The 24,947-nt window shown below is 41.6% G+C and carries 22 protein-coding genes and 1 tRNA gene; 4 read left to right on the plus strand and 19 right to left on the minus strand.

Translation table 11 applies throughout. The features are described from left to right. Positions 1–27 precede the first annotated feature (27 nt). On the minus strand, positions 28–1,662 hold the full coding sequence (locus MSG36_RS17040; protein ID WP_017071752.1) for an ABC transporter substrate-binding protein: 1,635 nt from the start codon (positions 1,660–1,662) through the stop codon (positions 28–30). Between the two features lie 500 nt (positions 1,663–2,162). Here MSG36_RS17040 and MSG36_RS17045 point away from each other — a divergent pair, with 500 nt between their 5' ends. Continuing rightward, positions 2,163–2,942 carry an ABC transporter substrate-binding protein gene (locus MSG36_RS17045; RefSeq protein ID WP_248368937.1) on the plus strand — a complete coding sequence of 260 codons (780 nt, stop codon included), beginning with the start codon at positions 2,163–2,165 and terminating at the stop codon, positions 2,940–2,942. A 117-nt stretch (positions 2,943–3,059) separates the two neighbouring features. Here MSG36_RS17045 and MSG36_RS17050 read toward each other — a convergent pair whose 3' ends face one another. Both MSG36_RS17050 and MSG36_RS17055 read right to left on the minus strand, forming a co-directional pair. Next, complete coding sequence (locus MSG36_RS17050) at positions 3,060–4,313, minus strand: D-amino acid dehydrogenase (RefSeq protein ID WP_248368939.1); 1,254 nt, start codon at positions 4,311–4,313, stop codon at positions 3,060–3,062. Between the two features lie 225 nt (positions 4,314–4,538). Beyond that, a complete protein-coding gene (locus MSG36_RS17055) occupies positions 4,539–5,465 on the minus strand; it encodes a LysR family transcriptional regulator (RefSeq protein ID WP_248368941.1) in 927 nt (308 codons plus the stop codon). Positions 5,466–5,821: 356 nt separating this feature from the next. On the opposite strand from MSG36_RS17055, the gene MSG36_RS17060 reads away from it, so the two are divergent. Then, the gene (locus MSG36_RS17060; RefSeq protein WP_248368943.1) at positions 5,822–7,234 is read left to right on the plus strand and encodes a hypothetical protein; all 1,413 of its coding nucleotides are present in this window, start codon (positions 5,822–5,824) and stop codon (positions 7,232–7,234) included. A gap of 114 nt (positions 7,235–7,348) precedes the next feature. Here MSG36_RS17060 and MSG36_RS17065 read toward each other — a convergent pair whose 3' ends face one another. From MSG36_RS17065 to MSG36_RS17080, 4 genes are all read right to left on the minus strand, one after another. Then, positions 7,349–8,134 carry an HAD-IIB family hydrolase gene (locus MSG36_RS17065; protein ID WP_248368944.1) on the minus strand — a complete coding sequence of 262 codons (786 nt, stop codon included), beginning with the start codon at positions 8,132–8,134 and terminating at the stop codon, positions 7,349–7,351. Between the two features lie 35 nt (positions 8,135–8,169). Further along, the gene (locus MSG36_RS17070) at positions 8,170–9,453 is read right to left on the minus strand and encodes a TRAP transporter large permease (RefSeq protein ID WP_048612770.1); all 1,284 of its coding nucleotides are present in this window, start codon (positions 9,451–9,453) and stop codon (positions 8,170–8,172) included. Between the two features lie 9 nt (positions 9,454–9,462). Further along, positions 9,463–9,927, minus strand: a complete 465-nt coding sequence (locus MSG36_RS17075; RefSeq protein WP_050651502.1) for a TRAP transporter small permease — start codon at positions 9,925–9,927, stop codon at positions 9,463–9,465. A gap of 109 nt (positions 9,928–10,036) precedes the next feature. Then, positions 10,037–11,050: a C4-dicarboxylate TRAP transporter substrate-binding protein gene (locus MSG36_RS17080; protein WP_248368946.1), complete on the minus strand. Its 1,014-nt coding sequence runs from the start codon at positions 11,048–11,050 to the stop codon at positions 10,037–10,039. A 273-nt stretch (positions 11,051–11,323) separates the two neighbouring features. On the opposite strand from MSG36_RS17080, the gene MSG36_RS17085 reads away from it, so the two are divergent. Together MSG36_RS17085 and MSG36_RS17090 are read left to right on the plus strand one after the other, a co-directional pair. Continuing rightward, on the plus strand, positions 11,324–12,028 hold the full coding sequence (locus MSG36_RS17085) for a glycerophosphoryl diester phosphodiesterase (RefSeq protein WP_248368947.1): 705 nt from the start codon (positions 11,324–11,326) through the stop codon (positions 12,026–12,028). 9 nt (positions 12,029–12,037) lie between these two features. Beyond that, positions 12,038–12,793, plus strand: a complete 756-nt coding sequence (locus tag MSG36_RS17090) for a DeoR/GlpR family DNA-binding transcription regulator (protein ID WP_248368949.1) — start codon at positions 12,038–12,040, stop codon at positions 12,791–12,793. Between the two features lie 46 nt (positions 12,794–12,839). On the opposite strand, the gene MSG36_RS17095 is transcribed toward MSG36_RS17090, so the two are convergent. From MSG36_RS17095 to MSG36_RS17150, 12 genes are all read right to left on the minus strand, one after another. Further along, the gene (locus tag MSG36_RS17095) at positions 12,840–13,817 is read right to left on the minus strand and encodes a DHH family phosphoesterase (RefSeq protein WP_248368951.1); all 978 of its coding nucleotides are present in this window, start codon (positions 13,815–13,817) and stop codon (positions 12,840–12,842) included. A 58-nt stretch (positions 13,818–13,875) separates the two neighbouring features. Next, positions 13,876–14,682, minus strand: coding sequence for an ETEC_3214 domain-containing protein (locus MSG36_RS17100; protein WP_248368953.1), 807 nt, complete (start codon positions 14,680–14,682; stop codon positions 13,876–13,878). A gap of 2 nt (positions 14,683–14,684) precedes the next feature. Continuing rightward, positions 14,685–14,855 (minus strand): hypothetical protein, encoded by a 171-nt coding sequence (locus MSG36_RS17105; protein WP_017076175.1) that lies wholly within the window; start codon positions 14,853–14,855, stop codon positions 14,685–14,687. A gap of 65 nt (positions 14,856–14,920) precedes the next feature. Next, a complete protein-coding gene (locus tag MSG36_RS17110; RefSeq protein WP_248368955.1) occupies positions 14,921–16,384 on the minus strand; it encodes a transglycosylase SLT domain-containing protein in 1,464 nt (487 codons plus the stop codon). A 79-nt stretch (positions 16,385–16,463) separates the two neighbouring features. Continuing rightward, the gene (locus MSG36_RS17115; RefSeq protein WP_248368957.1) at positions 16,464–17,075 is read right to left on the minus strand and encodes an LPP20 family lipoprotein; all 612 of its coding nucleotides are present in this window, start codon (positions 17,073–17,075) and stop codon (positions 16,464–16,466) included. A gap of 226 nt (positions 17,076–17,301) precedes the next feature. Then, entirely contained in the window at positions 17,302–18,702 is a 1,401-nt protein-coding gene (locus MSG36_RS17120) for a hypothetical protein (protein WP_248368959.1), read from the minus strand. Beyond that, positions 18,684–19,862, minus strand: coding sequence for a hypothetical protein (locus MSG36_RS17125; protein WP_248368962.1), 1,179 nt, complete (start codon positions 19,860–19,862; stop codon positions 18,684–18,686). The genes MSG36_RS17120 and MSG36_RS17125 overlap by 19 nt, the downstream gene beginning before the upstream one ends. After that, positions 19,862–20,578: a hypothetical protein gene (locus tag MSG36_RS17130; protein ID WP_248368964.1), complete on the minus strand. Its 717-nt coding sequence runs from the start codon at positions 20,576–20,578 to the stop codon at positions 19,862–19,864. The genes MSG36_RS17125 and MSG36_RS17130 overlap by 1 nt, the downstream gene beginning before the upstream one ends. Before the next feature lie 11 nt (positions 20,579–20,589). Next, positions 20,590–21,534 carry a hypothetical protein gene (locus MSG36_RS17135; protein WP_248368967.1) on the minus strand — a complete coding sequence of 315 codons (945 nt, stop codon included), beginning with the start codon at positions 21,532–21,534 and terminating at the stop codon, positions 20,590–20,592. A 1,083-nt stretch (positions 21,535–22,617) separates the two neighbouring features. Next, positions 22,618–23,832: a sodium/glutamate symporter gene (gene gltS / locus MSG36_RS17140; RefSeq protein ID WP_048612760.1), complete on the minus strand. Its 1,215-nt coding sequence runs from the start codon at positions 23,830–23,832 to the stop codon at positions 22,618–22,620. A gap of 254 nt (positions 23,833–24,086) precedes the next feature. Beyond that, positions 24,087–24,177: transfer RNA gene (locus tag MSG36_RS17145), tRNA-Ser, on the minus strand. Positions 24,178–24,357: 180 nt separating this feature from the next. Beyond that, positions 24,358–24,807, minus strand: a complete 450-nt coding sequence (locus tag MSG36_RS17150) for an L-alanine exporter AlaE (protein WP_017062062.1) — start codon at positions 24,805–24,807, stop codon at positions 24,358–24,360. Positions 24,808–24,947: the final 140 nt, after the last annotated feature.

The following is a 24,947-nucleotide window of genomic DNA, read 5'->3' on the forward strand; positions in this document are numbered from 1 at the left end:
CTAAGCTGTAGCCCTCTCAAAAATAACTTACTTAAGGTGTAGATTGTTGAGAATTATTACTCTCTTACCACCGTCGTACCATACTGGCTGTACGTATGGATCTTTTTCACTTGGCCAACCAACAATATGTTTAGTACTGTATTGGAACCAAGTTGGGTTAGAAAATAGAGGGATAAAGGGAAGGTTTTCAGCCGTAAATTCCTGAAGTTCACTCAACACTTTCTCTTGCTGCTCTGCATCACCAATTTTGCCGAAGCTGTCGATCAATGCGTCGATTTCTGGTGAATTAACACCGTGACCAGCATGCCAAGTTTTTCCGATTCGAGACGTTGAGAAGTACTCTTGGTACGCCAAGATTGGATTTGTCGCGACCATTGACCAGTTAATTGACATGGTATATTTGCTTTCTTTCAAATTGCTGTCATATACCGCCCAATCCACAGTCTTAACGTTTGCTTTCACACCCACTTCTTCAAAGTATTCAGATACCATCTGAACCACTTGGATCCAGTCGGTCCAACCGTTTACAACCTCGATATCAAACTCAACCGTTTCCCCGTTTGCTTTGTCGCGGAATCCATCACCGTTTTTGTCAACTAAGCCCGCTTCATCAAGTAAAGCGTTTGCTCTTTCAACATCGTACTTAGTTAGATAACCATATTTCTTAGATACATTTTTATCAATGTGCGTTTCGTATAGCTCACCGATGCCACCAGCATTGAAGTTTGCGGTCGGATAACCGTAAGCAGCAATATCAACGATGGTTTCACGATCAAGAGCCATAGAAAGTGCTTGTCGTACTCTTAGGTCATCAAATGGCGCTTCTTTGGTATTTACGTAAAGGTGGATAGCATCATTCGCTGGATACCAAAAATGGTTATTTTCTTTATCCATATCGACAAATGTTGATTCAACGTCAGCAATAAAATTTGAACCCCAATCAATCTCACCTTTGATTAAGGCAGGTTGGATCTGAGAGTTGTCATTGTAAGAACGGAAGTTGATGCAATCTAAATAAGGTCTATTTTCTAAATAGTAATTTGGGTTTCGGCACAGCTCCATCTGTTGCGGTTTAATGTATTTAACCGTCGTCATTGGGCCACTACCTACCGGGTTAAGGTTGGTAAACGTTGTCAGCTCTTCAACTTTCGACCAAATATGCTTTGGTACAATATGGTAACGCTCTAAGTTCCAAGCAAATGTAGAATCCGCTTCCGTCAGCTCAAACACGACGGTTCGCGCGTCAATAGATTTGATTTCTTTTAAATTACCTGAAGACCAAATACCTTTCTGGTCAAAAGCTGGTGCCTCTTTAGTCAACATAAAGCTAAAAACAACGTCGTCTGCAGTTAACTTTGAACCATCAGACCACTTCAAATTCTCTCGTAACTTAAGCGTCAATGTTTTCAGGTCAGTTGAATACTCAACCGACTCAGCCAGGCGATAATCAACATCACCTGTCATGTTGTTGAATACGACCAATGGCTCAAACATTACCCCATGCAGCAAGTCTTTAGTTGTATAAGGGTTAAAGTTTTCAACAAAGCCAGTATTGATAATTGGCACCGTTAGTGTGCCACCCTGCTTAACTTCATCTGCTTGTACAGAGGCTCCGAATAAAGCTCCAATGGCGAGCGAAGCAATCAATGTCTTTTTGTGCATCACGTTGTCCTTTTAATGATAATAACCAGAAAGAAAGCGCTTTCTTTTAACTTTAAAAAAAGGGGGTGTTTTCGTATTCACTATCGGCAACTCGCATCAAGAAACCGCTTTCTTTAGGTGGATAATAAGCCGATAGAATGATTCTTCAACTTACATTTCGGTGAAACGAACCATAGATCACAAATTTAGAATAGATTGAGAATAGAAATACACAACAGTGCCATTCGTCACATTAATTGTTCGCTAACACGAAAAACAATTTAAAAACAATAAGTTAAAATTCACTAATAGTGCCCCCATGGTCTTTCCTAATCGTCGAACCTCTAACCCATCAATGAACTTATGTGCTTTCTTTAAAATAGCCTTTCCGTCGCGATTCTCAACATACATAGACTGTATCTATGTATGATTCTCTCAAAAACAAAAGAAAGCGCTTTCTTGACCGCTAAACCTATGTCAGCATACCAGTCATAAAATGTAAGTTCCCCCTTAGGACAACTATGTTTAACTTTTGGAATGGCAATAAATCAGGTAAAAGACAGCACTATGAGTTGGAGCTAATTCATAGCTTGTTGAATTGGGATCCGAACGAACCTATTGTCGTTCACAGCGATAATACTGACTTTCCAAGAGCTGAGGATGAAGGAGATATATTCCGCAAGAATTATGATGTACTCGTCACGGTGGCGGGAAACCGTAAATTTGCAGATAAACCTGCAATCAAACTCAACTCTCCAATTTGTAAAGGCTTACTAGGGCACCGTATCCTGATAATTAGGGAACAAGATCAACCTACATTCCATAATATCAACTGCAATCAACTGAAATCACTTATCGCTGGAATTCCCGCAACATGGGCTGATGCTGAGCTGTTTAGAGCAAATGGATATCGAGTACTAGAGCAAGGAACCTTACCAGAGATTCTTAAACTGCTTTCAGATAATAAATGTGATTATGTGTCACTCGGTGCCAATGAAGTAGAAAGCATATACCAAGAACATACCAATTCCCTGGATGGGTTAGTCATAGAAAAAAGTATTGTGCTTTATTACCCTCTTCCTCTGGTCTTCTATGTCCACCCAGACAAGGCTCAACTGGCTCAATTACTTGAGGACAAACTGCAAGACTACAAACTCAGTGGTGATTTCGAGCTATTGTTTAACCAACATTTCGGGGACGTAGTGAGATCCATTGGATTAGAACATCGCAAAGCTATTAACCTCGTAAATAAGGAGCTACCGCCAGAGCTAAGGTCATTTAAGTCTCAATTCATCTCGTGATTATAAATAGAGGAGACTTAAAACCATGCACCTAGATTTGCAACATTAGGTGCATCCGCTTTATGCTCCTAATGTCGATATCATCAAACCATAGGCAAGATAACTAACGGCTTGCTTTTACATATAGCGGTGGATACTCAAGTCATCAGTTTTTATATCACTAGCAGAGCCACTGACCACGCTTGCCAAGATCTTTCCTGAGCCACATGCCATTGTCCAACCTAGAGTTCCATGGCCTGTATTGGTAAATAGATTCTTGATAGGCGTCTTGCCGATTATAGGCGTACCGTCCGGCGTCATTGGTCTCAACCCAGTCCAGTATTCAGCCTTAGAAAAGTCACCCGCTTGTGGGAAAAGATCTTTAATCACCATATCAATCGTGGCTTTGCGTTTTTCAGGGATCAGGTAATTAAAACCCGCAAGCTCGGCCGTACCCGCGATACGAATACGGTCATCAAATCGCGTCATCGCTACCTTGTAGGTTTCATCCATCACAGTCGAGGTTGGTGACTTATCTGCATTCACGATCGGTAGTGTTAACGAATAACCTTTAACTGGATAAACCGGTATAGACAAGTCGACTTGTTTCAACAGATCTCGAGAATAACTGCCTGATGCAACTACGTAAGCGTCCGCTTTGAATACACCTTGAGTCGTTGTAATACTCTCGATGTTTTGATTCTGATGATTCAAACTTACCACTTCAGTATCAAACACGAACCTAACACCAAGTTGCTTGGCCTTCTCAGTCAGGGCTAAACAGAACTGATGACAATCACCGGTTTCATCATGAGGTAAGTATAAGCCGCCCACCAGCTTGTCTTTAACGTCCGCTAAACCCGACTCCACTGACAGACACTGTTCAACATCAAACAGCGAGTGTTCGATTCCACTCTCTGTTAATAACTTCATATCCTGCTGAATAGCATCGAGTTGCTTCTCGCTTCGAAATACTTGCAAGGTGCCTTTCTGCCTGCCCTCATAAGCCAAATCTTCACTAGTTCTTAGATGAGTGAGACACTCTCGACTGAAGTTTGCCACTCTTAGCATGCGTGACTTATTCACGGCGTACTTGGCTTCGTTACAGTTGGCTAGCATCTTCGTTGCCCAAGCAACTAATTCCGGAGAAAGTGACGGTTTCACTTTTAAAGGCGCATGCTCTTGGGTTAACCATTTCATCGCTTTTAATGGAATACCCGGTGCCGCCCATGGTGAGGAATAGCCATAAGATATTTGTCCCGCATTCGCAAAGCTGGTTTCCTTGCCACTGCTATCTTGACGATCAATAACCGTCACTGAATGACCTTCTTTCGCCAGATACCAAGCACTGGTTAACCCAATAACACCGCTGCCAATTACAATAACTTCCATTCTCTTCCCCTAATGTCCGACAAGGCCAAAATCTGTCGAACACAGCTGTCAGTCTAAAACTCGTTTCGTTAATGATTTGTAACTTATTCCGCACATGTTGACTTAACAATGGAGGTGGTGTTGACAAAACCTCAATTCGACTTAAAAACGAATTCGGCAGTTTGGAACTGTGATATTGGCGGTATTTGGAATCTTGGGAGGCGTCGCTAAGTAAATCGATTAAACCTAGATGTTGTAAGCGTCATGACTCAAGAAAGTAGCATTTTCAAGTAAGAAATCTAACAAGGTCTCGGCCTGTAGCGTGAGCGCGCGGCCTTTCAAAGATTGAACCTTAACCGTCGCTTTCGATAGCATTCCCAGCTCAGTCGCAACCACTTCGATCTGCCCTGACTTGATCTCATCAATCACGGTGAGTTTGGGCATAAAGGTTACGCCCAACCCTGCTGAGACAAAGTTAGTCAGTGCAGTTACCGAATTGGTTTGAAGCTTTGGCTGCAAGGTAAGATGGGAAATTTGTTCGGCCTGCTTTACCAGCCTCCCCATACCGGTCGAGTTATCGATCAAGGCGAGACAAGCCTCTTTAATATCTTGCAGTGTCACAGGCGCTTCTTTCATCGTAAGGAAATGCCCTTTCGGAGCAATCAATTCGAGGGGATGGCTACGTTCAACATGTGAGTGTAGTTTAGGGTGCGGTGCAGAAGCATAGGTAATCGCAAAATCTATCTGTTGGTCTTCCAACATCTTGACCGCATCCAATGCCCCAGCAATCTCAATTGATAAGTTGATATCAGGGTATCGAGCCATGAAGGTTTGCATAGGCTTTGACACCAAATTGGTAATAAATCCTTCCCCGATGGCAATGCTGACATTGCCTCCTTTGAGGTTTTTAAGCTTGGTTAGTCGAGCAAGCACTGCGGCCTCTCCTCGAACAATTGAGCGGTAGTAATTCAGCAGCTCATTACCCGCTTCGGTTAACAGTGATTGACGGTTGTTGCGCTCCCATACTTTCATTTCCGCTTGCGCTTCTAACTGTGTCAGCATTCGACTCATCGCGGCAGGGTCAACGTTCATCATCTTAGATGCCTTACGTAACGACCCATATTTAGATAACGCGTTTAAATACTCGAGAGCACGAATATTAAAGTGGTGCATTCAACTTCCTTGTGATTCGACTGACACAACACAAGCGTCTCATAGTTTTAGCAAGACATGTATCCCAATATATTCATACCATGCTTCCACCTCCTAGCTTGTGCGCTAAATCACTTAAAAGCCAAAGGAATTAAGCCCTTTGACTTGAGCTTGATAAAGCAAATATCGCCACTTTAATTTCTTTTTTATAAAGATTTGTGAAAACCCCCAAATGGTATTCTGTTAATACATAATTCAAATAAGGGAATACCGTGAATACAACTAAATTTTTGTTGGTTATATCTGGAGCTGTGATAATTACGGCATGTGGTGGTAGTGAAAGTTCGTCATTAGATAGTCCCCATCAGGCCATAACCATGTCGGGAAAAGCAATCGATGGGTATATTCAGGGTGCAACCGCCTTTCTAGACATTAATGCCAACGGTATCCTAGATAAAGGTGAGCCATCCGACACAACAGATGAACAGGGGCAATACGATTTCAACCTTTCCAATGAACAAGCGGAGTGCCAACAGTATGCCGCTACTGTGATCGATGTGCCTATTGGAGCAATTGACAGTGACTACCCAGATAACCCTATCACCGAGCCCTATCAACTTACCTACCCGCCTTCTATAGCAACCACGAGCGATAGCGATATTCTGGCCGTTACGCCTCTATCAACCATTGTGTGGGTTGGGATTCAGCGTGATTTAACTGCCGAAGATAAATCACCGACTTGCACCGCATTACTTCATAACGAGGAACTACGTGGTGACATAATCAACCGCGTCGAAGAGCAAGAATTACGGGTTGCGTACCGCTACAACATTACTGTAGATGAACTTTACAGTGATTATGTTGAGACTAATAATGAAGAGTTACACTTACTCGCGCAAAATCTAGTCCCAGGCCTTCAAAAGAGCTATGACGAAACAAGTGATATTTCAAAAGAAGGCTACGACTATGCATACGTTGAGTATTTCCTTGCAAGCCCTGATTGGCCAACGGATGCTTACGAGAACTCAGAAGCAACAACGTGGTACCGCCTCGAGTTTATTCAATCTGAAGAAGGAAACTGGGAAGAAACGACATGGCTGTATTCGTATGATCTAGAAGAACAACTAGGTCTCGTAGATTATAAAGAAGCCGCAGAGCAGAAGGAGGAGGGCTTAATCAAAACCAACTTCCTAGCGATGTCACGCAACATGTTTTCAGCTCCAGAACAAGGTATTCAGAAGTGGGAACCTGGTAACGAAAACTTTTACTGCAGCATCGCAAATGAGGCTTTACAAGCAAAAGATGACGCGCGCGGATATTCAGTTGCTGCATTCATATACAATACGACAAGCATTGAAGATTGTCGTGAGCAAGTCCAAAACAGAGCTAACGAACTCAATGAAAGTGTTATTGCCAAGACCATAAACAACGAAGAAAATACGATGCAGGAGTCAATTTATCGAAGCGAACAAGGTACGGTGTTGCACCCTACCTTATTTGCAGGAAAAATTGATTCTGACAGTCTCGATACACTGACCTACTACAGCTCTGATTTTGATACAAACGACCTAAATAGTGCCTTCGAAGTTTGGAAATCTCACCAAGATTACAACACTTATGGTGACATCGTTCAGACAAGTAAGTTTCGAAGCTTTAATAAAACCTCATTAGACCTAAATTTAACCTCACCGACCAAAGTAACCGAACACTATGTGGACGGAACGAACTCGTCATACTGCCATGTTAATAATGTTGTAGTAGATGATTGCGAACAAAGCTACGAGAACTAGTATTTAATAACTTAATTGCTAGTTATTTCAAGCCTAAAGAGGAGTCGCCACTCCTCTTTAATTTAAGCCTTAACCTTACAAACTTCATCTACCCACTAGAAAAAGTGAAGCTACTTATTTTAAAGCAAGTAGCTTATCAACAAACTCTGAGAAACCGTATCCTCCGGGTTCGCTCATCACCACTGATGGGTGATGCTCTAGTCGATCCCAGTAATGCTGAATATTTGCCACCCCAACACTATTAGGCAAGATTTCAAACATGTATTGATCGTTCATCGAGTCACCGACATAACAACTACGCTCGACTATTTCTTGGTCAGACAGCCCCTTCTCTTTGAGAAAAGCGGTCGATGTCGCTTTCTTAGAGTGCTCACCATACCAAGCATTAATGTGAATGGAGCTTGCTGTGGCGTGTGCACCTAACGCGTGAATCTTAGAGACTATCTCTTCAATAATCGCATCATCAACTTTCGGACGGTTTTGACCGATATCGATTGCTACCTCACACAGGCGGTAAGACTGATCCAGCGTTAAACTAAGATCTGGGTAATCGCTTAAAATAGATAATACTTGTTCTTTCAGCTTACTTTGATTGGCACTAATTTCGGGCAAAGGAACATCAGAACGCAATGTCAGATAGCCATTTTTCTTTTCCATAATAAACGCGCCGTTCTCGCCGAGAACCGCATCAACAGGCCACAACTGAGCAATATGATCACACCAACCTGCACAAGCGCCCGTTACCGCAACCACTTTTTTCCCCGAATCACGAAGCTTGCTTAACGCGATCAAGGTTTCAGGCGGCAGTTGACCTTGCCACGTTAAGGTGTCATCCACATCGGTTAACACCCAATCTATTTTTTTCCAATTTTGGTTCAATTCATTCGATACCGAATTCATTTCTACACCTCTAAATAATCAATCACTAAACAGTGTTAAAGCAAATTCGGTAAAAACATCACTAAGCTTTCAGAGAAAGTCAGCAACATCAGAACCGTGAGTAGTGCTAGCAACAAAGGAGCCACTTCTTTCACGAAGTCGACCATACGAACTTTTAAAATCGAGCAAACCGTAAACATCATCGAGCCAAATGGCGGAGTCACACCACCAATCATGATATTCACAATCACGATAATGCCGAAGTGAACTGGGTTAACGCCTAGATTAAGTACAGCAGGAAGCAGCAATGGCGTGAGTATGATCATTGCAGCGCCGCCTTCGATGAACATGCCGACCACTAACAGCAGTACGTTAATCAACAACAGCAAGACTAACTTGTTGTCGGTAAGCTCAATCAAAGCAGAAGCAACATTGTGTGGGATCTGCTCTAGCGTCATGTAGTAACCGAAGACCATGGCACCAATAATGATGAACATAACGCTACTTGTGCCCTGCACGGTTTCACGCATGATGAGCGGGATATGACGTAAACCCAGTTGACGATAAACGAAGATGCCAATAATCGCGCAAAGCAATACGGCGATAGCCCCCGCTTCGGTAGGCGTAAACAAGCCAAAACGCATGCCTAGGATAATGCCGAACGGGATCAGCAGTGCCGGAATCGCTTTCAGGAAATAGTGAAAACGCTCTTTGGCAGACGCAGGCTCCGAACGAGAAGGTTTGTAACGACGTTTACGCGCGATAAACGCAATAGTGACCATCAGCGACAGCGCCATCAAAAATGCAGGAACGTAGCCCGCAATAAACATTTGATGAACCGACACGTTCGCTAACAACGCAAAAATGATTAAGTTAATACCCGGTGGAATCACAGGGCTGATACTTGAAGACGCAGCTGTCACAGCGGCCGTGAATGGCAAATCATAACCACGCTTGGTCATTTCAGGGGCTAGAATCTTCGATTGCATCGCCGCATCCGCATTGGCAGAGCCAGAGATACCGCCCATCAGTGTACTCAGTGCGACATTCACTTGAGCAAGACCACCAGTTTTATGGCCAATCATTGAATCAGCAAAGGCAAGCAAGCTCTTACTGATCCCCGCATAGTTCATCACCGAACCCACCATGATAAAGAACGGAATGGCCAACAACGGAAAAGACTCAGCAGAGCTAATAAAGCGCTGCATGACTAAGCTCACGGGAATAGAATCATTGATAAAAAGAAAGTAAACCATCGCTGATGCGATCAGAGAAAACGCGATGGGTATATTCAATAGAAATAGAACAAACAGAATAAGGATTGGAAGATAGCTTTCCATGAATCGTACCTACTTAGAAGAGCGCTTTAGAGAAGCGACATCGTTCGCGATGAATCGAACGGTGTGGATCGCCATCAATGAGAAACAAAGCAACAGCACGCCATTGATAACAAAATATGACACGCCCATTACTGGCGTTACCTTGTTAGATAGCATGAGATACTGATAACTCAGAACAGCCATTAAGATGTTCAGAGCCAGTAGGAAAACGGAAACACATAGCCTAAATGGGATTTTTGCTTTTTCTGGCAACATGGCAACCACCACATCGACGCCCATGTGAAGCTTGTGTTTGTAACAGGAGCTAATTCCTAAGTAGACAGCCCAGATAAAGCAAATAACCGACAGCTCTTCACTCCACGGGACAACAAAGCCAAATCCATAACGCAAGACGACGTTAACGATAACAACCAAAACGGTGATCGAAATAGCGATAGAAGCGAGGATTTCTTCAATATTTTTCAATAAAAACAAAAGACTTCTCCAACGAAATACCTAATACAACGTGGGTATTTCAGGAATAAAACGGCCTAAAGATGTTTAGGCCGTAATCATTAACTAATTAAATTTTACGTGTGCAGGATTACTGTGCCGCTCGAATCGTTTCCAACTCTTGCATGATCGTTGCGTGTATACCTTCGCTCCATGTTGGAAATTGGTTGTATACATCCGCAGTCAGTTGGTTGAACTCATCAGAATTCACTTCATTGAAGGTAACGCCCAGCTCTTCAAGTTTCTGAGTGTATTCAACATCAAGCTTAACCAGCTCTGCAGTGTTAGATTCAGCGCCCGCTTCTAACTCTTCGTTAATGATCTGCTGTTGCTCTGGCGTAAATTTGTCCCAAAGCGTTGGTGAAATGTAGATACCCACAGTACCTAGGAAGTGCTTAGTCAAAGACATGTTCTTTGCCACTTCGTAGATTTTGGTTGAGTACATCGTCAAGATAGAACCTTCAAGACCGTCAACAACACCTTGTTGAACGCCTGCATAGGTTTCAGGGAATGGTAGAGAAGCTGGAGCTGCGCCCATTGCTGAAAGCGTGCTAATGAACAGCTGACTTTGTGGAACACGAATACGCATGCCTTTCATGTATTCAGAGTTCACGATCTCTTTATTAGTGATCATGTGACGGAAGCCAAACATGTAGTCTGCATTCAGTACTTTGATGCCTTTCTCTTCGGCTTTAGCCTTTAGGCCTGCGACAAATTCAGTGTCCATCATCGCTAAGTATTCATCGTAAGTGTTGTACAACATTGGGCCAGCAAGGGCTGCGAAATCAGGTACGTAATCACCTAGGTAAGTCAAATCCTCTACTGCGATCCAGTTTGCACCGTTAACCACTTGTTCCAAGTTATCTTTATAAACAGGTAATTGACCGCCAGGGAAAACTTTAATGTTGACCGAGCCTTCGGTTCTTTCTCTAATTTTGTCGGTCGCTTTGATAAGTTCTTGTGTTAACAACTCATTTTGAGTGAATACAAGGCTCATGTTGATATTGATCGGCTCGTCTTTAGCTTCAGAACCAGCCTTGTCAGCTTCACCACAACCAACAAGCAGCGTCGCCGCCATAATTACTGTACCTAATAGCTTTTTCATTTCTAATCACCTTTTCTTGGCTATCGTTTTCTAAATATAGAGGGTGTTATTAAGTTTTCGTAGAGTATGTAAGTGAATTATTACATTCATATGAACATTAATCTTAGTAATTTGAACATTGTGAGCATAAGGTCTCACTATTGTATAAACTCTATACAACACCTTTAAGCTTGCTCTCATTTAAAGTAAGCAGATATGGCGGGTAGATAATAAATCTGTAATAAAGTAGAGATACTGTTTCCTGAATTTTCAAATGAACATCGAGATTAAATTATGATCACAGGCCACCGCGGTGCCGCTTCTTTAGCACCGGAAAATACGTTAGTGAGTATTGAACAAGCCGCGAAAGCTGGTGCTAAATGGATTGAAATTGATACCCAGTTAAGCGCTGATGGCACCCCAATGGTTTTTCATGATAAGACGGTAAATCGTTGTACCAACGGAACGGGCAATATTGCAGACTTAGATTTAACCGCACTCAAGGCGCTAGATGCTGGCAGTTGGTTTGGTAGCGAGTTCGCGGGGACAACTATTCCTACGTTGAGTGAAGCGCTCGACAAGTGCCTAGAGCTCGATGTGACTTTGAACCTTGAAATCAAAATTTATGACGATAAAGCTATCCAACCTTTAGTTGAGAAAGTCGCGGCACTGATTGAACAAAAGCAGTTCCCTACTGAAAAGCTACTCATCTCAAGCTTCAAAAAGGAGGCGCTAAGCCTTTGCCAACAGATGATGCCAGAAGTTAAACGAGGCTTTATCTGCGAAGTGTGGAATGATTTCAGCTTGGAATCACTCAAATCACTCGACCTTTACAGCATTCATGTTGACCACCGAATTCTTGATGAGAAAACGGCGAAGGCGATCAAAGCTTCAGGCGCGGTTCTGAAAATATGGACTTTGAACGATCCACAGTTGGCGGCTAAATATTTTAACCTTGGCGTCGATAACATCATCACCGACGTACCAAACCAATTTTAGTGACCCTCTATGGAACTGAACCATCGTCAGAAAGAAATACTCGCAACGCTTAAGGCTAACCAAGATATACAGATAGACCACTTAGCCGAGTTGTTTTCTGTTACCACTCAAACCATTCGTCGTGATGTAAACCACCTGTGTGAGCAAGGCCTAGCACGAAGAGTGCACGGAGGCGTTAGCTTACCCACAACGCTCACCAACACGAGCTACCGATTCCGTGCTGGTGTTGAGTCAGAGACAAAGGACAGTATTGCGATGGCGGTTGCCGACGCGATACCTGAAGGCTCAACCGTCATGATGGGCATTGGTACCACCGTCACTCGAATTGCGCAGTATTTGTTAGCAAAGCCAGCGTTACGAGTGATCACCAATAACCTTCAGGTGGCTCGCATCCTTGAAGCAAATGAACAAATCGAAGTGTATTTGGCCGGTGGTTTGTTCAGACGAGAACACCAAGACATGGTAGGCAGTAGCGTAGTTCACTTCTTTTCCGATTTTGAAGCTGACATTGGCATCTGTGGGTGCGGCTCAGTAACAGACAGTCATTTCGCCATGGAGCATGAGCAAGTTGAGGCTGACCTATCCAAATCAATCATAAAGAACAGCCGCGAAAGCTGGCTTGTTGCGGATGCCAGTAAATGGGGACGCTTTGCCGCTCTAAAGGTAGCGTCACTGAATGACTTTGACCGCATATACACCAATAACAGTCAGTTGCCTTCGGAGCTGAGCATTCACTTAGTGGAAGATAACGAAGCCAATGCTTGAAGACAACAAAGCCTTTCAAAATAACGATCAATCTATGCAAACAAGTTTAAGCATCAAGCGTTAGGTTCGGTCGAATCAAGTCATAAACACAAGCAAGTTCACTGCTGAATTCAAACTGTTTGTTGATAATGCCGCCAGCCATATGAGGGTGCCCGCCGCCAAAACCAATCCCTTTTTCATTAAGAGCCCTTCTAACTATCTTCGCGACATTGTTTTTTGAACACTCTGAACGGAGAGAGATAAAGGTTTTCTCTCTATTTCTAGCCGTGAGGACGACAATATCGAGCTCATCAACGCTCAGCAGGAAATCTCCTAATACGCCAAGCATATTTTTAGGACACCCCTCAGGAAGCACTGCAAACGCGGCATTTTTTTCACGACGTAAGCTATCGAGCATTGAATAGAAAAGTTTTAATTCGTGAAACTCTACTTGATTTCGACAAATTTTGTTAACCATATCATTGTTGGCCTTCGCCTGAAGATACAACAGTGCTTTTAGATCTGCAGTTCCTACCCCTCGGGTAAAGTTTGCGGTATCAAAGCTCAAACCAACCAGTAGTGCTGTTGCGATATTCTGTGGCATCGGCAAAGAAAAATAGCGGTAATATTCAACCATAATGGTTGCAGTTGAGCCATAGTTTGAGCGTATATCGGAATACCATACAAAATCAGGCGCTTTCACTTGATGGTGATCTATCACTCCCACCTCAATCCCTGGAAAGTCGATAACATTTTTCTCGCCAATACAACCATCAACAACAATAATCTTATCATCCGGTTGCAATTTTAAATCTTTTGGCTCATAGATTGGGATATCTATCCAATCTATTAAGTTTCTGAGTGACACTCTATCTATGTAACCATGAAACGTAATAAACGGGCACAACCCTTTCTTTTTTAATAAATATGCAAGCGCGTATGCGGAAGAGATCGCATCATGGTCAGGGAAGTCATGAGCTTGAATAATGATTCTCTTATCACCCTTAAGCCGCTCTAGAAAGTTTTCGAACTTTAAATTTGCCATAATCCAACTGCTAATAAGGTTCTAGCTTCGTACAAAGCTAGAACTGATTTGTTAATGGTTAACTCTTATGAATTAAACGATATTCTGTGTTAGACAAAATAGCTTCTTCTAGAGCCCCTACACCTAACGTACTGTAACCATAGAAATTAGGCTTCGCATTCAAACGTAAAGACTGTACGCTCTTTACGACATGTTCATCCATAGTCAGCGAGTCAACAACTTCAGAAAGCAATTTCCTATTGTTTTTTGTCAAAGGTGTAATGAATTCACTAGCGCCACTGATTGAAGAATATAAGTAGCCAAACTCACCGCCATTATTTTCTTCAATGTAATAATTACCGGTTCTAGCGAACGACGCTCGAATTTCATTGACACTTTCAATGGCATTAAAAGGCTGGTTGAAAAACTCCGAACCACCTGCATGCTCTAATGTTTCAGGTGTAAAGCCCTCATCTGGAAATACAAGATAAGCAACAATGGCATTATCTCTAGTAATAGATGAAAGAATAAAGTTATCGTCTTTGTAGTACTTTATAACGTCATCGCCAGTTGAACGTTTGATATAAACGGGGGCACCAAATGTCTGGTCTAAGACTTCAGCTGATGAGCGGATGTACACTTTTTCAAGCTTTTTGTGTGACGGAATATCAGTCATTTGTGAAAGACCAAAATCAACCATCTTTTCGATTGCATCAAAACTATCGTTAAACCCACCCAAAGCAATTGAAACTACAGACAACAAACCAATAGTGCGCGCCAAGTTCCCTTTACTTTGAGCTTCTAACAACGACTCTTGGTTATCTTGGAGCTCTTTCAGCTCATCTTTAATTTCTTTTGGAACGTCTTTTTTTTGTTCTTCAGACATGATCAGCCTTTAATCTCGTCAATTGTATCCATCAATGCATCTTTACCGTCTTCAGCACGTTCTTGCACTCGCTCAAAAGCCTCTGTATCCATTATATTTTTAATTTCATCGCTGTAATTAAGACCTAGGTAAATACCAATGACGATGAAAAATAAAGCAAAAATCTTAAACATTGTTACTCTCAACAACTCTAAAAAGGGATTAAAGCACACGCGTTTCCATGTGCTTGCTACAAGTATTATTTATATAGTGCGATACGGCTGTTCACTTTCTTCAAATAATTTTTTGTTTCATCGTATGGCAACTTCGCGACCAATTGGTTGTACACTTCTTCAGGAGTCATCTTATTGATCACTTTAGATGCTTTACCAATGCTAGTTGAGCGGTCTTTGTTAAACGCTCGGGCAACATTTCCCGCACCGGTGTTGTAAGCCGCAATCATGCAATACAAACGACTTTGATCATTCTCGATCTTACGTAAATATTTACTATTTAGGATGTCTAAATAAGCAGTACCAGTTTCAACGTTGATGACGGGTTGATACAAATCTGAAGCCTTCATTGGCGCATCAATATTTCGAACTTGTTTATTTACATCATGCCCAGCGCTGGTCGGAACAACTTGCATAAGACCAAATGCAGGTACGTGGGATTTAGCATCTGGGCGGAAAGCAGACTCGGAGTGCATGATCGCCATAATCAATGCTGCATCTATTTCCCAGTTCTTGCTTTCTTTCTCTGCGAGAGGTGTATATTTGCTCGCACGAGATTTCAAGCTATTCTCAGGAAGCTTCACTTTGTAGGTGACCACCTTTTTTGACGGACTAGGAACAGATACTATGTCGGAAGTTGATTTTGGCTTCACAACTTGAGTTTTAGGTGTCACCTTCACCACTTTTTCAGCTACAGTCGGAGATGCTTTTACTGGTATTGACTCTACGCTTGCAACTTCTTGCACTTTTTTATCGATAACTTCTGGTTGCTCAATCGAAATTCCATGTTTAGCTCGCATTTCACTATAAAGCTTAGTTTGAGCAGCAATTCGTTCTTGTGCTTTAGTAAGCAGTGCCAATTTTTTATTGTGAGCTCGTTGGTAAATAAATGAATCTGGGATACCTGTATCTGATTGAATCAATCGCTCCGCTTGAACATCAAGTTCATTCATTTGGCTCTGCGTTTGTTCAATAACGAAGTTCTTCTCTTCTTGTTCTTTATCTAAAGAATATAAAACCGCATGGTCTTCCGCTTTCAGATTGGTTAGATCAACCGTTTTCCCTTCAACTTCAACGGGTATTTTTCTTACAAGCGCTTCTATCTCTTCAGGGCTACTGTCTTCATCAACTAAAACAGAAACCGTAGCGGTATTACTTTCATAATCCACTGCGGTCTTAACTTTATCGTTTTGTGAATAGTCGACCTGTTTTGTTTGAGAAGATACCTCTCCTTCACCCCAAGTTTTAATAAGGTCTGTTCGGCGTACATCAAGTTTATTGGTATATTCGTCACGCCATTGTTCGTACTCATCCAAGTATGCATTTACATAAGCATGAAATTCTTTAAGTTTTTCTTCTTGGGATTGACTTGTTTTTACAACCGCATTATTAAGTTGTTGCTTTTGGCTATCTGACACTGCGTGTGTTGGAAAGCTAACAGCTGCTGAAATTGCAATAGCCAGCCCTGTCTTGGTGATCGTTTTATACATAACTAACTCCGAGAGTGTATAGAAACAAAGGCCACTCTATAGGTGGCCTTTTTCACTTTAACTAATCGTCAAACAACGATTATTTCTTCAAAGAATCGAATACAGCAGCAAGATCTTCGGCGGCCTTTTCGTCGTTGAATTGATTCCAAAGAGCAGAATCTTCACCACCTACTTCGTCGATAATTTTATTCATATTTGCATCATAAGCTACTTGGTCCATACCAACTAATACATAAAGACCACCACTAGGGCTTGCTTGGCTTACCAATATTCGGCTATTTGTAAGTCTTTTACTCACTACCGATTTAGTAATGTTTTCAAATGCCTCTTGAACATTCTCAGTTACTAGCGTTACACCTTCCCCAGCAGATGTTGAGACAGCACCGTCGGTAGCAGATTGAAATAAGTTACTCACATCTGTTTCAAATTCCGCGGCAAGGTTTACACGAGCATCATTCACAGCAATTTTGCGCATAACGCTCATACCTGCTGCGCTTTTCTTCGCATAACCTGTTGCACCAATAGCTACATCTGTAGGAACCACATCACAGATCCAACCAGGTGCTTCAACAGTCGGCGCATCTGGGAACGTGCATGACGCAAAATTTTGAGCTTGCTCTAGTGTATTGTTGTTGCTTTGGCAGCCAACTAGAGCTGTAACTAGTGACGTTGCAATAATTAGTTTTTTCATATATTAAAAGCTATCCATAACGTTTTTTGTGTATCATTTTCAATTAGTAAATCTGCAAATGATCATTTGATATTTGATCCGTCAATCTTACCTGTGATGCATTTCTCTGCTCTTTGTGACATTTCTGACTTAATCACAACCCAGCAGAAATTATAAAAAATCAGTTAACCTGTTATGTTTAATAAACAATGTTTTTTAAACATAACAAGTCCTAACGGAGTAACTCTTAAAGCACTCTGATTTGGTATTCATTAAGTACATCAACTTTCGAGCGGTAGTTTGGCTGATGGGTACGCAACATAGGTTCAATGTCTTGGACTAAATCACTTGCATCGCTAAGCGACCTTAACTGGATAACAATATTGCCACCCTGTTGACTTGATTTAATATCAGAAACCCCATTCATATCACCAATCAAACGGTAAAGTTGCCCCTGTTTACCTGCGGCTTTCTGTGAAAAAATCAGTTCTCGAATAGGTCCACCGCGGCTTGCCATTATTTGCACCGACGATTGAAGTTCGCGCTTTAGGGCAATTTGATTACCTTCAACAGCTAGGTGAACAGCTGCAAGTTCATTAAGCATGCCTACTTTGTTCGGTAGCGTCATGAAAGTCGGATCATTGTGCCAACTACCATAACGGTTGCCAGCACGATCGATCACGGTTGCCGATAGATCAAGCTGAAGGCCAGAAGACGTTACTTTTTGGGTTTCTTGAACATCAAGAATGACACTAGACTGCGCCGGGTTCGAAGCAAGATCAAAACCCATCTCTGCGAGTGCATTTGAAAATGTATTTTTTACGACTGGGAGACCTGCATCAACATAGATTGAAGGTTGGCCAAGGCTTTTTATCAATCTTGCTATTTTCGCTTCCATCTTCTGTCGTTCAACAAACACATCAAGAGTAACGGTTACAGAGCCGTTAGGTTTTTCCTGATAAGAAATTTCATTCCAACTGGAAATCATGCCTTGGGGTTCAATTGAAAATGATTGTATTGCGATTTCTTGTAAGTCGAAATCATTACTGCTCTCTGCTCCTAACAGGATATCGGAAGACTTTTGCATATAATCAGAATTGACCATAGCGCCAAGTACCTGACTAATTGCGCGTTTGAAGGCGTCTTGTTCCGCCGCTTGCCTTGCACTCAATGCCAATTTGTTACTTTCGCGTCCTTCACCAACAACCACGACAGACATAACCGGTGAGTCATCCCATTCAATACCGTCGTCAATATTGGTAAACCCAGTATTAAGTTCTGGTGCTAGACGCACTGTTAAACAAGTATCATCCCCTTGAATTTCAGGTGCACTGAAATCGGCATTGATATCACCAGCAGTAATGCTTGTTATCAATAAATCGCGGCTCTTTTGATCAAATTGGTCCTCAACCAACGCACTATCTTCAGTTGAAAAAGAAGCTGAGACTTTACCTTGCAAAAACAAACGAAGATTATTTAAACCGTCAGCTTTTGCTGACTCAATGGCCATTGCCCCACGACCATATGCACAACCTTGTTCAATAAGGGCCAACGTAGGCTGGCTCTTATCTAATTCCAGTGCAGGAACGGACATACATACAAATAAGGTACTAATGGCAAAGCTTTTACTTAGCCTTTTGCCGCCCATGTACTGCGCTCCTTCATGAATTCCATAGGAACCCCAACACTTACAGCGAAAATGCGACGTTGGCGATCAGGGCGATAAATCCCGTCTTCAGCAATGTCTTTCACTTCGTCGGCTATGCTGCTGTCTTTCCAGCGAACAATTTTCCCTTGGGCACTTTGTTGGCTTGGGTTAACAGTAGCAACACCAATAGGTTCAACAAAACCTGCGCTGTATTCGAATATAACCATGGTCTCATTAGGTAATACGCCTGCATTTTGGCCACGGTCTAATGAAATTCGGTCGCCTTTAATACCCATAACCTGAGCGGTAGCTGGCATCTCTTTGAGCAAACGCGTTAACATAATATCGAAGCCACGTGATGACATTTCATTAAGAACGGCATCAACATCTTTACCACTGGTGTAGTTAAAGCCGCGATAATAATCGCCATTTGCAATCACAGTGGTGTAACTGTCTTTATCGCGTACATCGAAGTTAGAAACACGTATCTTACCGATATTCGGATAGCTCAATTTTTCACGTGTATATGGATCAATCACACCTGTCGTCATTTCCATTGACGTTTGGAACAAAGACTGGGTTGAACCGAACAACATGTCAGCGGTTTTGAGTACATCGACTTTCATAATGTAATCGGTAGATAACTTACCGCGACTACCTGATTTTTTTGCTACGTTTACCGCGCCTTCGTCTGCCAGAATTTCTTCCATAGCAGCGTTAACTGAATCGGTATCACGGGTCAAAATACGGAAGCGGTTGACGCCCGCAAACTGGTTTTCTAAAGTGTTTTCTAACGCTTTGGTTTGGAATTTACTGATACTTGAATGCATAGAATTGAAAACATCAGCAGATTTTCCCTGAAGATTTTCATTCACATCCGTTTTCACATCACCAAAATACAAGCGAATTGTTTTTTTCGCGAGTGGGCAGCGAGCGTCTTTTTCTTCTGCTTCATAGGTACAGAATTGAAGACCTTGGGTATTGAAGTAAGCAGGTACTTCAATATCTTCACTGCTAAATTCGTGTGCTGATTTACCGATAACCAGCGATGAATTTCCCGCATTACTTTCTACTGAATACGTTTGGCTACCTTGATTACTCTGGCAAGCCGTTAGCGCAATTGCAGCAGTGACTAAACCGGCAATTCGAGAAAGTTTCATTATGACTTCACTTTGTCTGCAACAACTTTGTCTAGGTTTTCAAGTTGTTCGATAGTGTTTTTATCCATTGAAATAAGTGAATTGGCATCAAATGCAAGTATCGAGCGAGCTTCCATCTCATTGTAAGCCTCAACAACTGGTACTATTTCCTCTTCACTTGCTTCACCTTCCTTATCACTTGAGACAACCGCTAGAAAACTGTCCATTGCGCCACCAGCAGAATCATGCGCAAGTGCCGATGCATGTTGAGATGCAATGTAAGTTAGTTCAGCCGCTTGAACTGCGATATCTGCCGCCAGTTTTAAGTTTTTCTGGAAGATTTCGTCAGAGGCTTTTTTGTAAGCTTCTACTTGAGGAGTAATCATTTTATTTGTAGGTTTACCTTCATCGAATTCGCTCATTGCAACACGAAGTTCTTCATCAGACTTATCCGCGTTTACTGCTAGGAAACCAGCAACATCACCATGTTTAGATGCAAGAGTGCGGTAGTCATTAAACACTGAACATTGGCGCTCTTGCAGTGACACCATCACTTTTGATGCTTTATCAACGGCGAATGATACAGGTGTGAACTCTGTACCTAGTTCTTCACAGTTCTGAGCAAGTTCCTTGCTTGTAGCTTCGCGGTCTACGGTTGCTGTTTCCATACCCGGAATTGATGAACAACCGGCCATAACTGATACGACTAAACCTGCAAGGATTGTTTTCTTAAGCATTTTGAGAACCTTTAATTCAAGAGAGTATAAATAGAGTTTTTATTGAGAATTTTTGTTATTTCTGTATGAGCAGCATCAAGTGCTTCCTCTTTACTAGTCGAAGACTTTCCTACCTCCGATAAAACCTTTTGGCTAACTGCCACATTTGGATTTCTAGCTTCAAAGACTTGTAGTATTAGATCTTGCTTAGCAATGTAAGTGTTGTTTTTCTTGCCTTGTCTTACATTACCTTTGATATAAACAATGATGTCGCCTTGCGAAGTTGCCCCTATGCTTTGAGTAAGCAAAGCTTTCGTTTGCGAGGAATACATATCTGAAGCAGAACGAATGGAGATGCTGATATTTTTAAAGCGATCAATCGTATTACGCTCGAGTATTAATTGTGGTCCATAGAATTTTTTCGCAACATCATGATCTAACGATGACAACACTAATAGTGATTCTTTATTACTCTTCAATAAGGTATGAGCTTTGTTAGTGAACACAGCACCTTTCCAGTCGCTTTCTTGGGAAGTTAAATATTGCTGAGCTAACTGGTGGTTCTTATCGATATCAATTGACAACTGTTCAACCCACACATCAACATTAACTCTAAATAGGTAGTTACACCCAGAAGCATCACATTGTGATGTTATTACTTCCATATTTGAAATGCTGATAGGTACCGACGTGATTTCAGATTTAGCACCGAAAACACTGTCTACTTTACCGCGAGTTCCAATCTCCTCTCCGTTTTTTGTTTCTATCGTAGATAGGGAAACTTGGGAATTAAACGTAGATGCCTTCACTGTACTGTTTACCCGAAAAGCTAGATTTTCTTTCGCATCGATCGTTGCTTCTGATTTGTTTTTACCAATACCTTCTACTTCCCAATAAGATTGAGCGAAAGCTGGGTTCAACAAGCAAAAGAAGCAACAAGTGATTAACATTTTTAATGTGATATTATTTGTGTTCACGTGACGTCCACCAAAGTTTGTTGTCGCATGTTACAAAATTAGTTTTTTTCAATCAATAAGATATACATATGGTTGAAGTGAAGATATGTGCGTCATACTCATCATTTCAAGCAAAGAAAATGTGACATCAGTTCCAAGTGTCAACATTTCGACTCCTATATACCCCAATGCTTGAAGGGCTATTACTGATGGTGATTCTTGATTAAAAGTCAAAATCATGACACCGTCAATTTACGAAAAATATATAGGTTATATTGAGTTTTAATATTTATCATAATTGTGATCTAATACCCGTTTTAAAGCCTTTCCATATCATTTAAATTATCTATAGGCAGAGAAAAAATGGGTTTCGAATCTAATTTATTTAATCACCCCCATATATATTGCGTAATATTTAAACTCCAATGCTGACTTCTAACCTTGAACTTTTCCAGTCATCAAGAAAAATAAGTTCGATAATCATAAAAAAAATAGAGATCCCTTTGACGAGTTAAACTAAAAAGACATTATATTGATGATGATATCAATATGGAAAGGCGGAATTTCTATACTAATAAAATAACAGGTTAATATTTAACCTTAGATACAATAAATATAACTTTAATAATGAGGTAATAAACCGTTAATATTTTAATCATTAAATGCAATCTGATTTTTTTGGCATCATAGAACGAACATTAAAGCTACAAGTCGAAGTTTGGATTCATTAACAGGGATTTAAATCGACATACACCCTGTCAGTGCTTGGGTATATCATTTTAGGGTTGATGAGAAGCTCAGGGAAGGAAGGAATATTCTAAGGTGCTACAAATGATCAGTGAAAATATTTAAATCCAATGAGTATTACCATGGGCGTTCACGTCTAAAACAGCAATGGCGAGATGTAATGGAAGAATTTGGCCAACTAGCTTCGAAACTCACAGCATTCAGGTAAGTAGATTGCTCATCAAAGCCACCAAAATAATAGAGTTATGTATACCTAGCATTATCAACAAAAGTAGTAGATTACAAAATTAGATCACTAGTAGCTTGCTCTGTTGAACAAGCTACTAATCATCAACTTATGCGAAGCACTGGCTTCATTTACATACCAACAAAGAAACTGATCACTAGTGCGTTGATCAAATCAACAAAGAAACCACACACTAATGGCACCACAATGAACGCTTGTGGGCTTGCACCATAGCGGTGAGTTACTGCGGTCATGTTCACAATTGCGGTTGCTGTCGAGCCTAGAGTGATACCACCGAAGCCTGAACATATCACCACAGAATCGTAGTTTCTTCCCATCAAGTAATAAACGACAAACACAGTAAACAACAGCGAAAGCAAGATCTGAATACTCATGACCACAGAGATGTAGCCAAACAACCCATCAAGATCCCAGATGCGAAGTCCCATCAATGCCATGGTTAAGAACATGCCTAAGCAGATATCAGAGATCATCGCTAAGCCTTTTCGGCCTTGAGCGATTTTCTCTTGCGTGCGACGCTTCTTAAACAATGCGCGACCGACGTTTCCGATTAGGATACCTGCGATTAAACAGCTAACGAATAACGGCAGTTTTAGGCCCATCGAGTCGATAACTTCACTCAAGCTGTAACCCAGCATTAGTGTTAAGTTAAGAATCAACCACGCCCACAGAACGCCGTAGTGGCTAAGCTCTGTTTTTGTTTCACTCTCTTGGAATGCACCAACCGTAACCTCTTCTTCATTAGAAGGGCTTACTTTGTGTTTATTGAGCAGGTAGTTGGCAATCGGGCCACCAATCACACACGCTGCAATTAAACCAACCGTGTTTGAAGCGACACCAAGTTCGAGGGCGTTAGCAATACCAAACTCTTCCACAAACATTGGCGCCCACGCTAACGTTGTGCCTACGCCGCCTATCAAGCTAACAGACCCAGATAGCAAGCCAGCTTTCGCATCCATTCCAAAGCCAGAAGCGACTGCCATTCCGACTACGTTTTGCAACACGATAAAAATGGCAGCAAGACACAATAGGATGAACAACGGTCGCCCGCCTTTAATCAGTGTTTTAATATCCGCTTGGAGCCCGATGCCAGCAAAAAAGTAGAGAAGCAAAAAGTCTCTGACATCTAGGCTAAAAGTGATTTGGATTTCAAAAATATAGTAAAGCGCCGCTACGGTCGCTGCGCAGACAAAGCCACCAATCACAGGCTCTGGCAGTGAATACTTTCTTAATACTTCAGATCGCTCAATCAAACCTTTACCGATAAACAGTAACGAAATCGCGATCGTAAAAGAGAGCATTGGAGAAACTAGGGTTTCTGTCATGGGGCTATGGGTTCCTAATAGTTAGATTATTCATAATATTGCGTACTATTAATAATCTAGATTCAGGCCAAAAAATCAAGCGATTATCGATGATAAAAACATCTAATATGGTTAATTCTGCGACGGTATTAATAGAGGTAATAACTATAAAGCAATGATTAAAGGAACGGATATTAGGGAGGTATACAGATGAGGTGGGATATAGAGGCTCTAAAACGAGAAAACCCCAGCATTTCTGCTAGGGTCTTAAATAGTGGTGGAAGGATGGGGATTTGAACCCCAGATACGCTATAAACGTATACTCGCTTTCCAGGCGAGCGCCTTAAGCCACTCAGCCATCCTTCCACAAATTGTGTGTTGAGCATGTCACTCAACGAGGCGCTACTTTATTGATTCTGCTTGCTTTGGTCAAGGGGCATTCTCAAAAAAAGTGCCTTTTTCGGTTTGTTCGATTACAAATTAACTCATTAGATCAAAAACAAACCAAATTTCATTCTTTCGCTGCACTTACGCTTGTTGCTTTTCTTAAGCTTGTTGATAGTAGCCCGGAACTCGAAACCATTTACGGCACATATCTAGGAAGTAGCCATAAAGTACGCCCATACCGCACGAGATAACGGCATTACTGGTGACAGCCGTAACGATTTGGTCGCCTGAAGCACCCACTGCCAACAAAATACCCGCATACACTGGAGACTGGAATAACACGTATGCCATCAAATCAGACAAGTTTTTCATCAATGAGCTTTCTGAAAGTTTTGCACCATTGCGCAAGAACCAATCACGAAAAACGCCATAAGGCCAAGCGATAGCAATGTTTACCGGAATAGATAACGTTCGAGAAGCAAGAGATTGCTCAAACGTCATACCAGAAATAAACACTTCTACGATCATGCCAGAAATAAAACAGAAAACGACCATAGCAAATGTATCCGCAGCTGCGTTTCGAATACAAAATGGACCACGAGACTTCATTGACGACAAACCTAAAATATATCACTGCTTAATTAGTGATTTAGTAACATATAAACAAGGTGCATTTGCACCTCACCAGATAATGTCGCTATTAAATCACAAGATTAGCAGTCATACATTCCAAATTAAAAATAAAGTCG

The organism is Vibrio sp. 1CM8B (assembly GCF_023161685.1).
GTDB classification, from domain to species: domain Bacteria; phylum Pseudomonadota; class Gammaproteobacteria; order Enterobacterales; family Vibrionaceae; genus Vibrio; species Vibrio coralliirubri.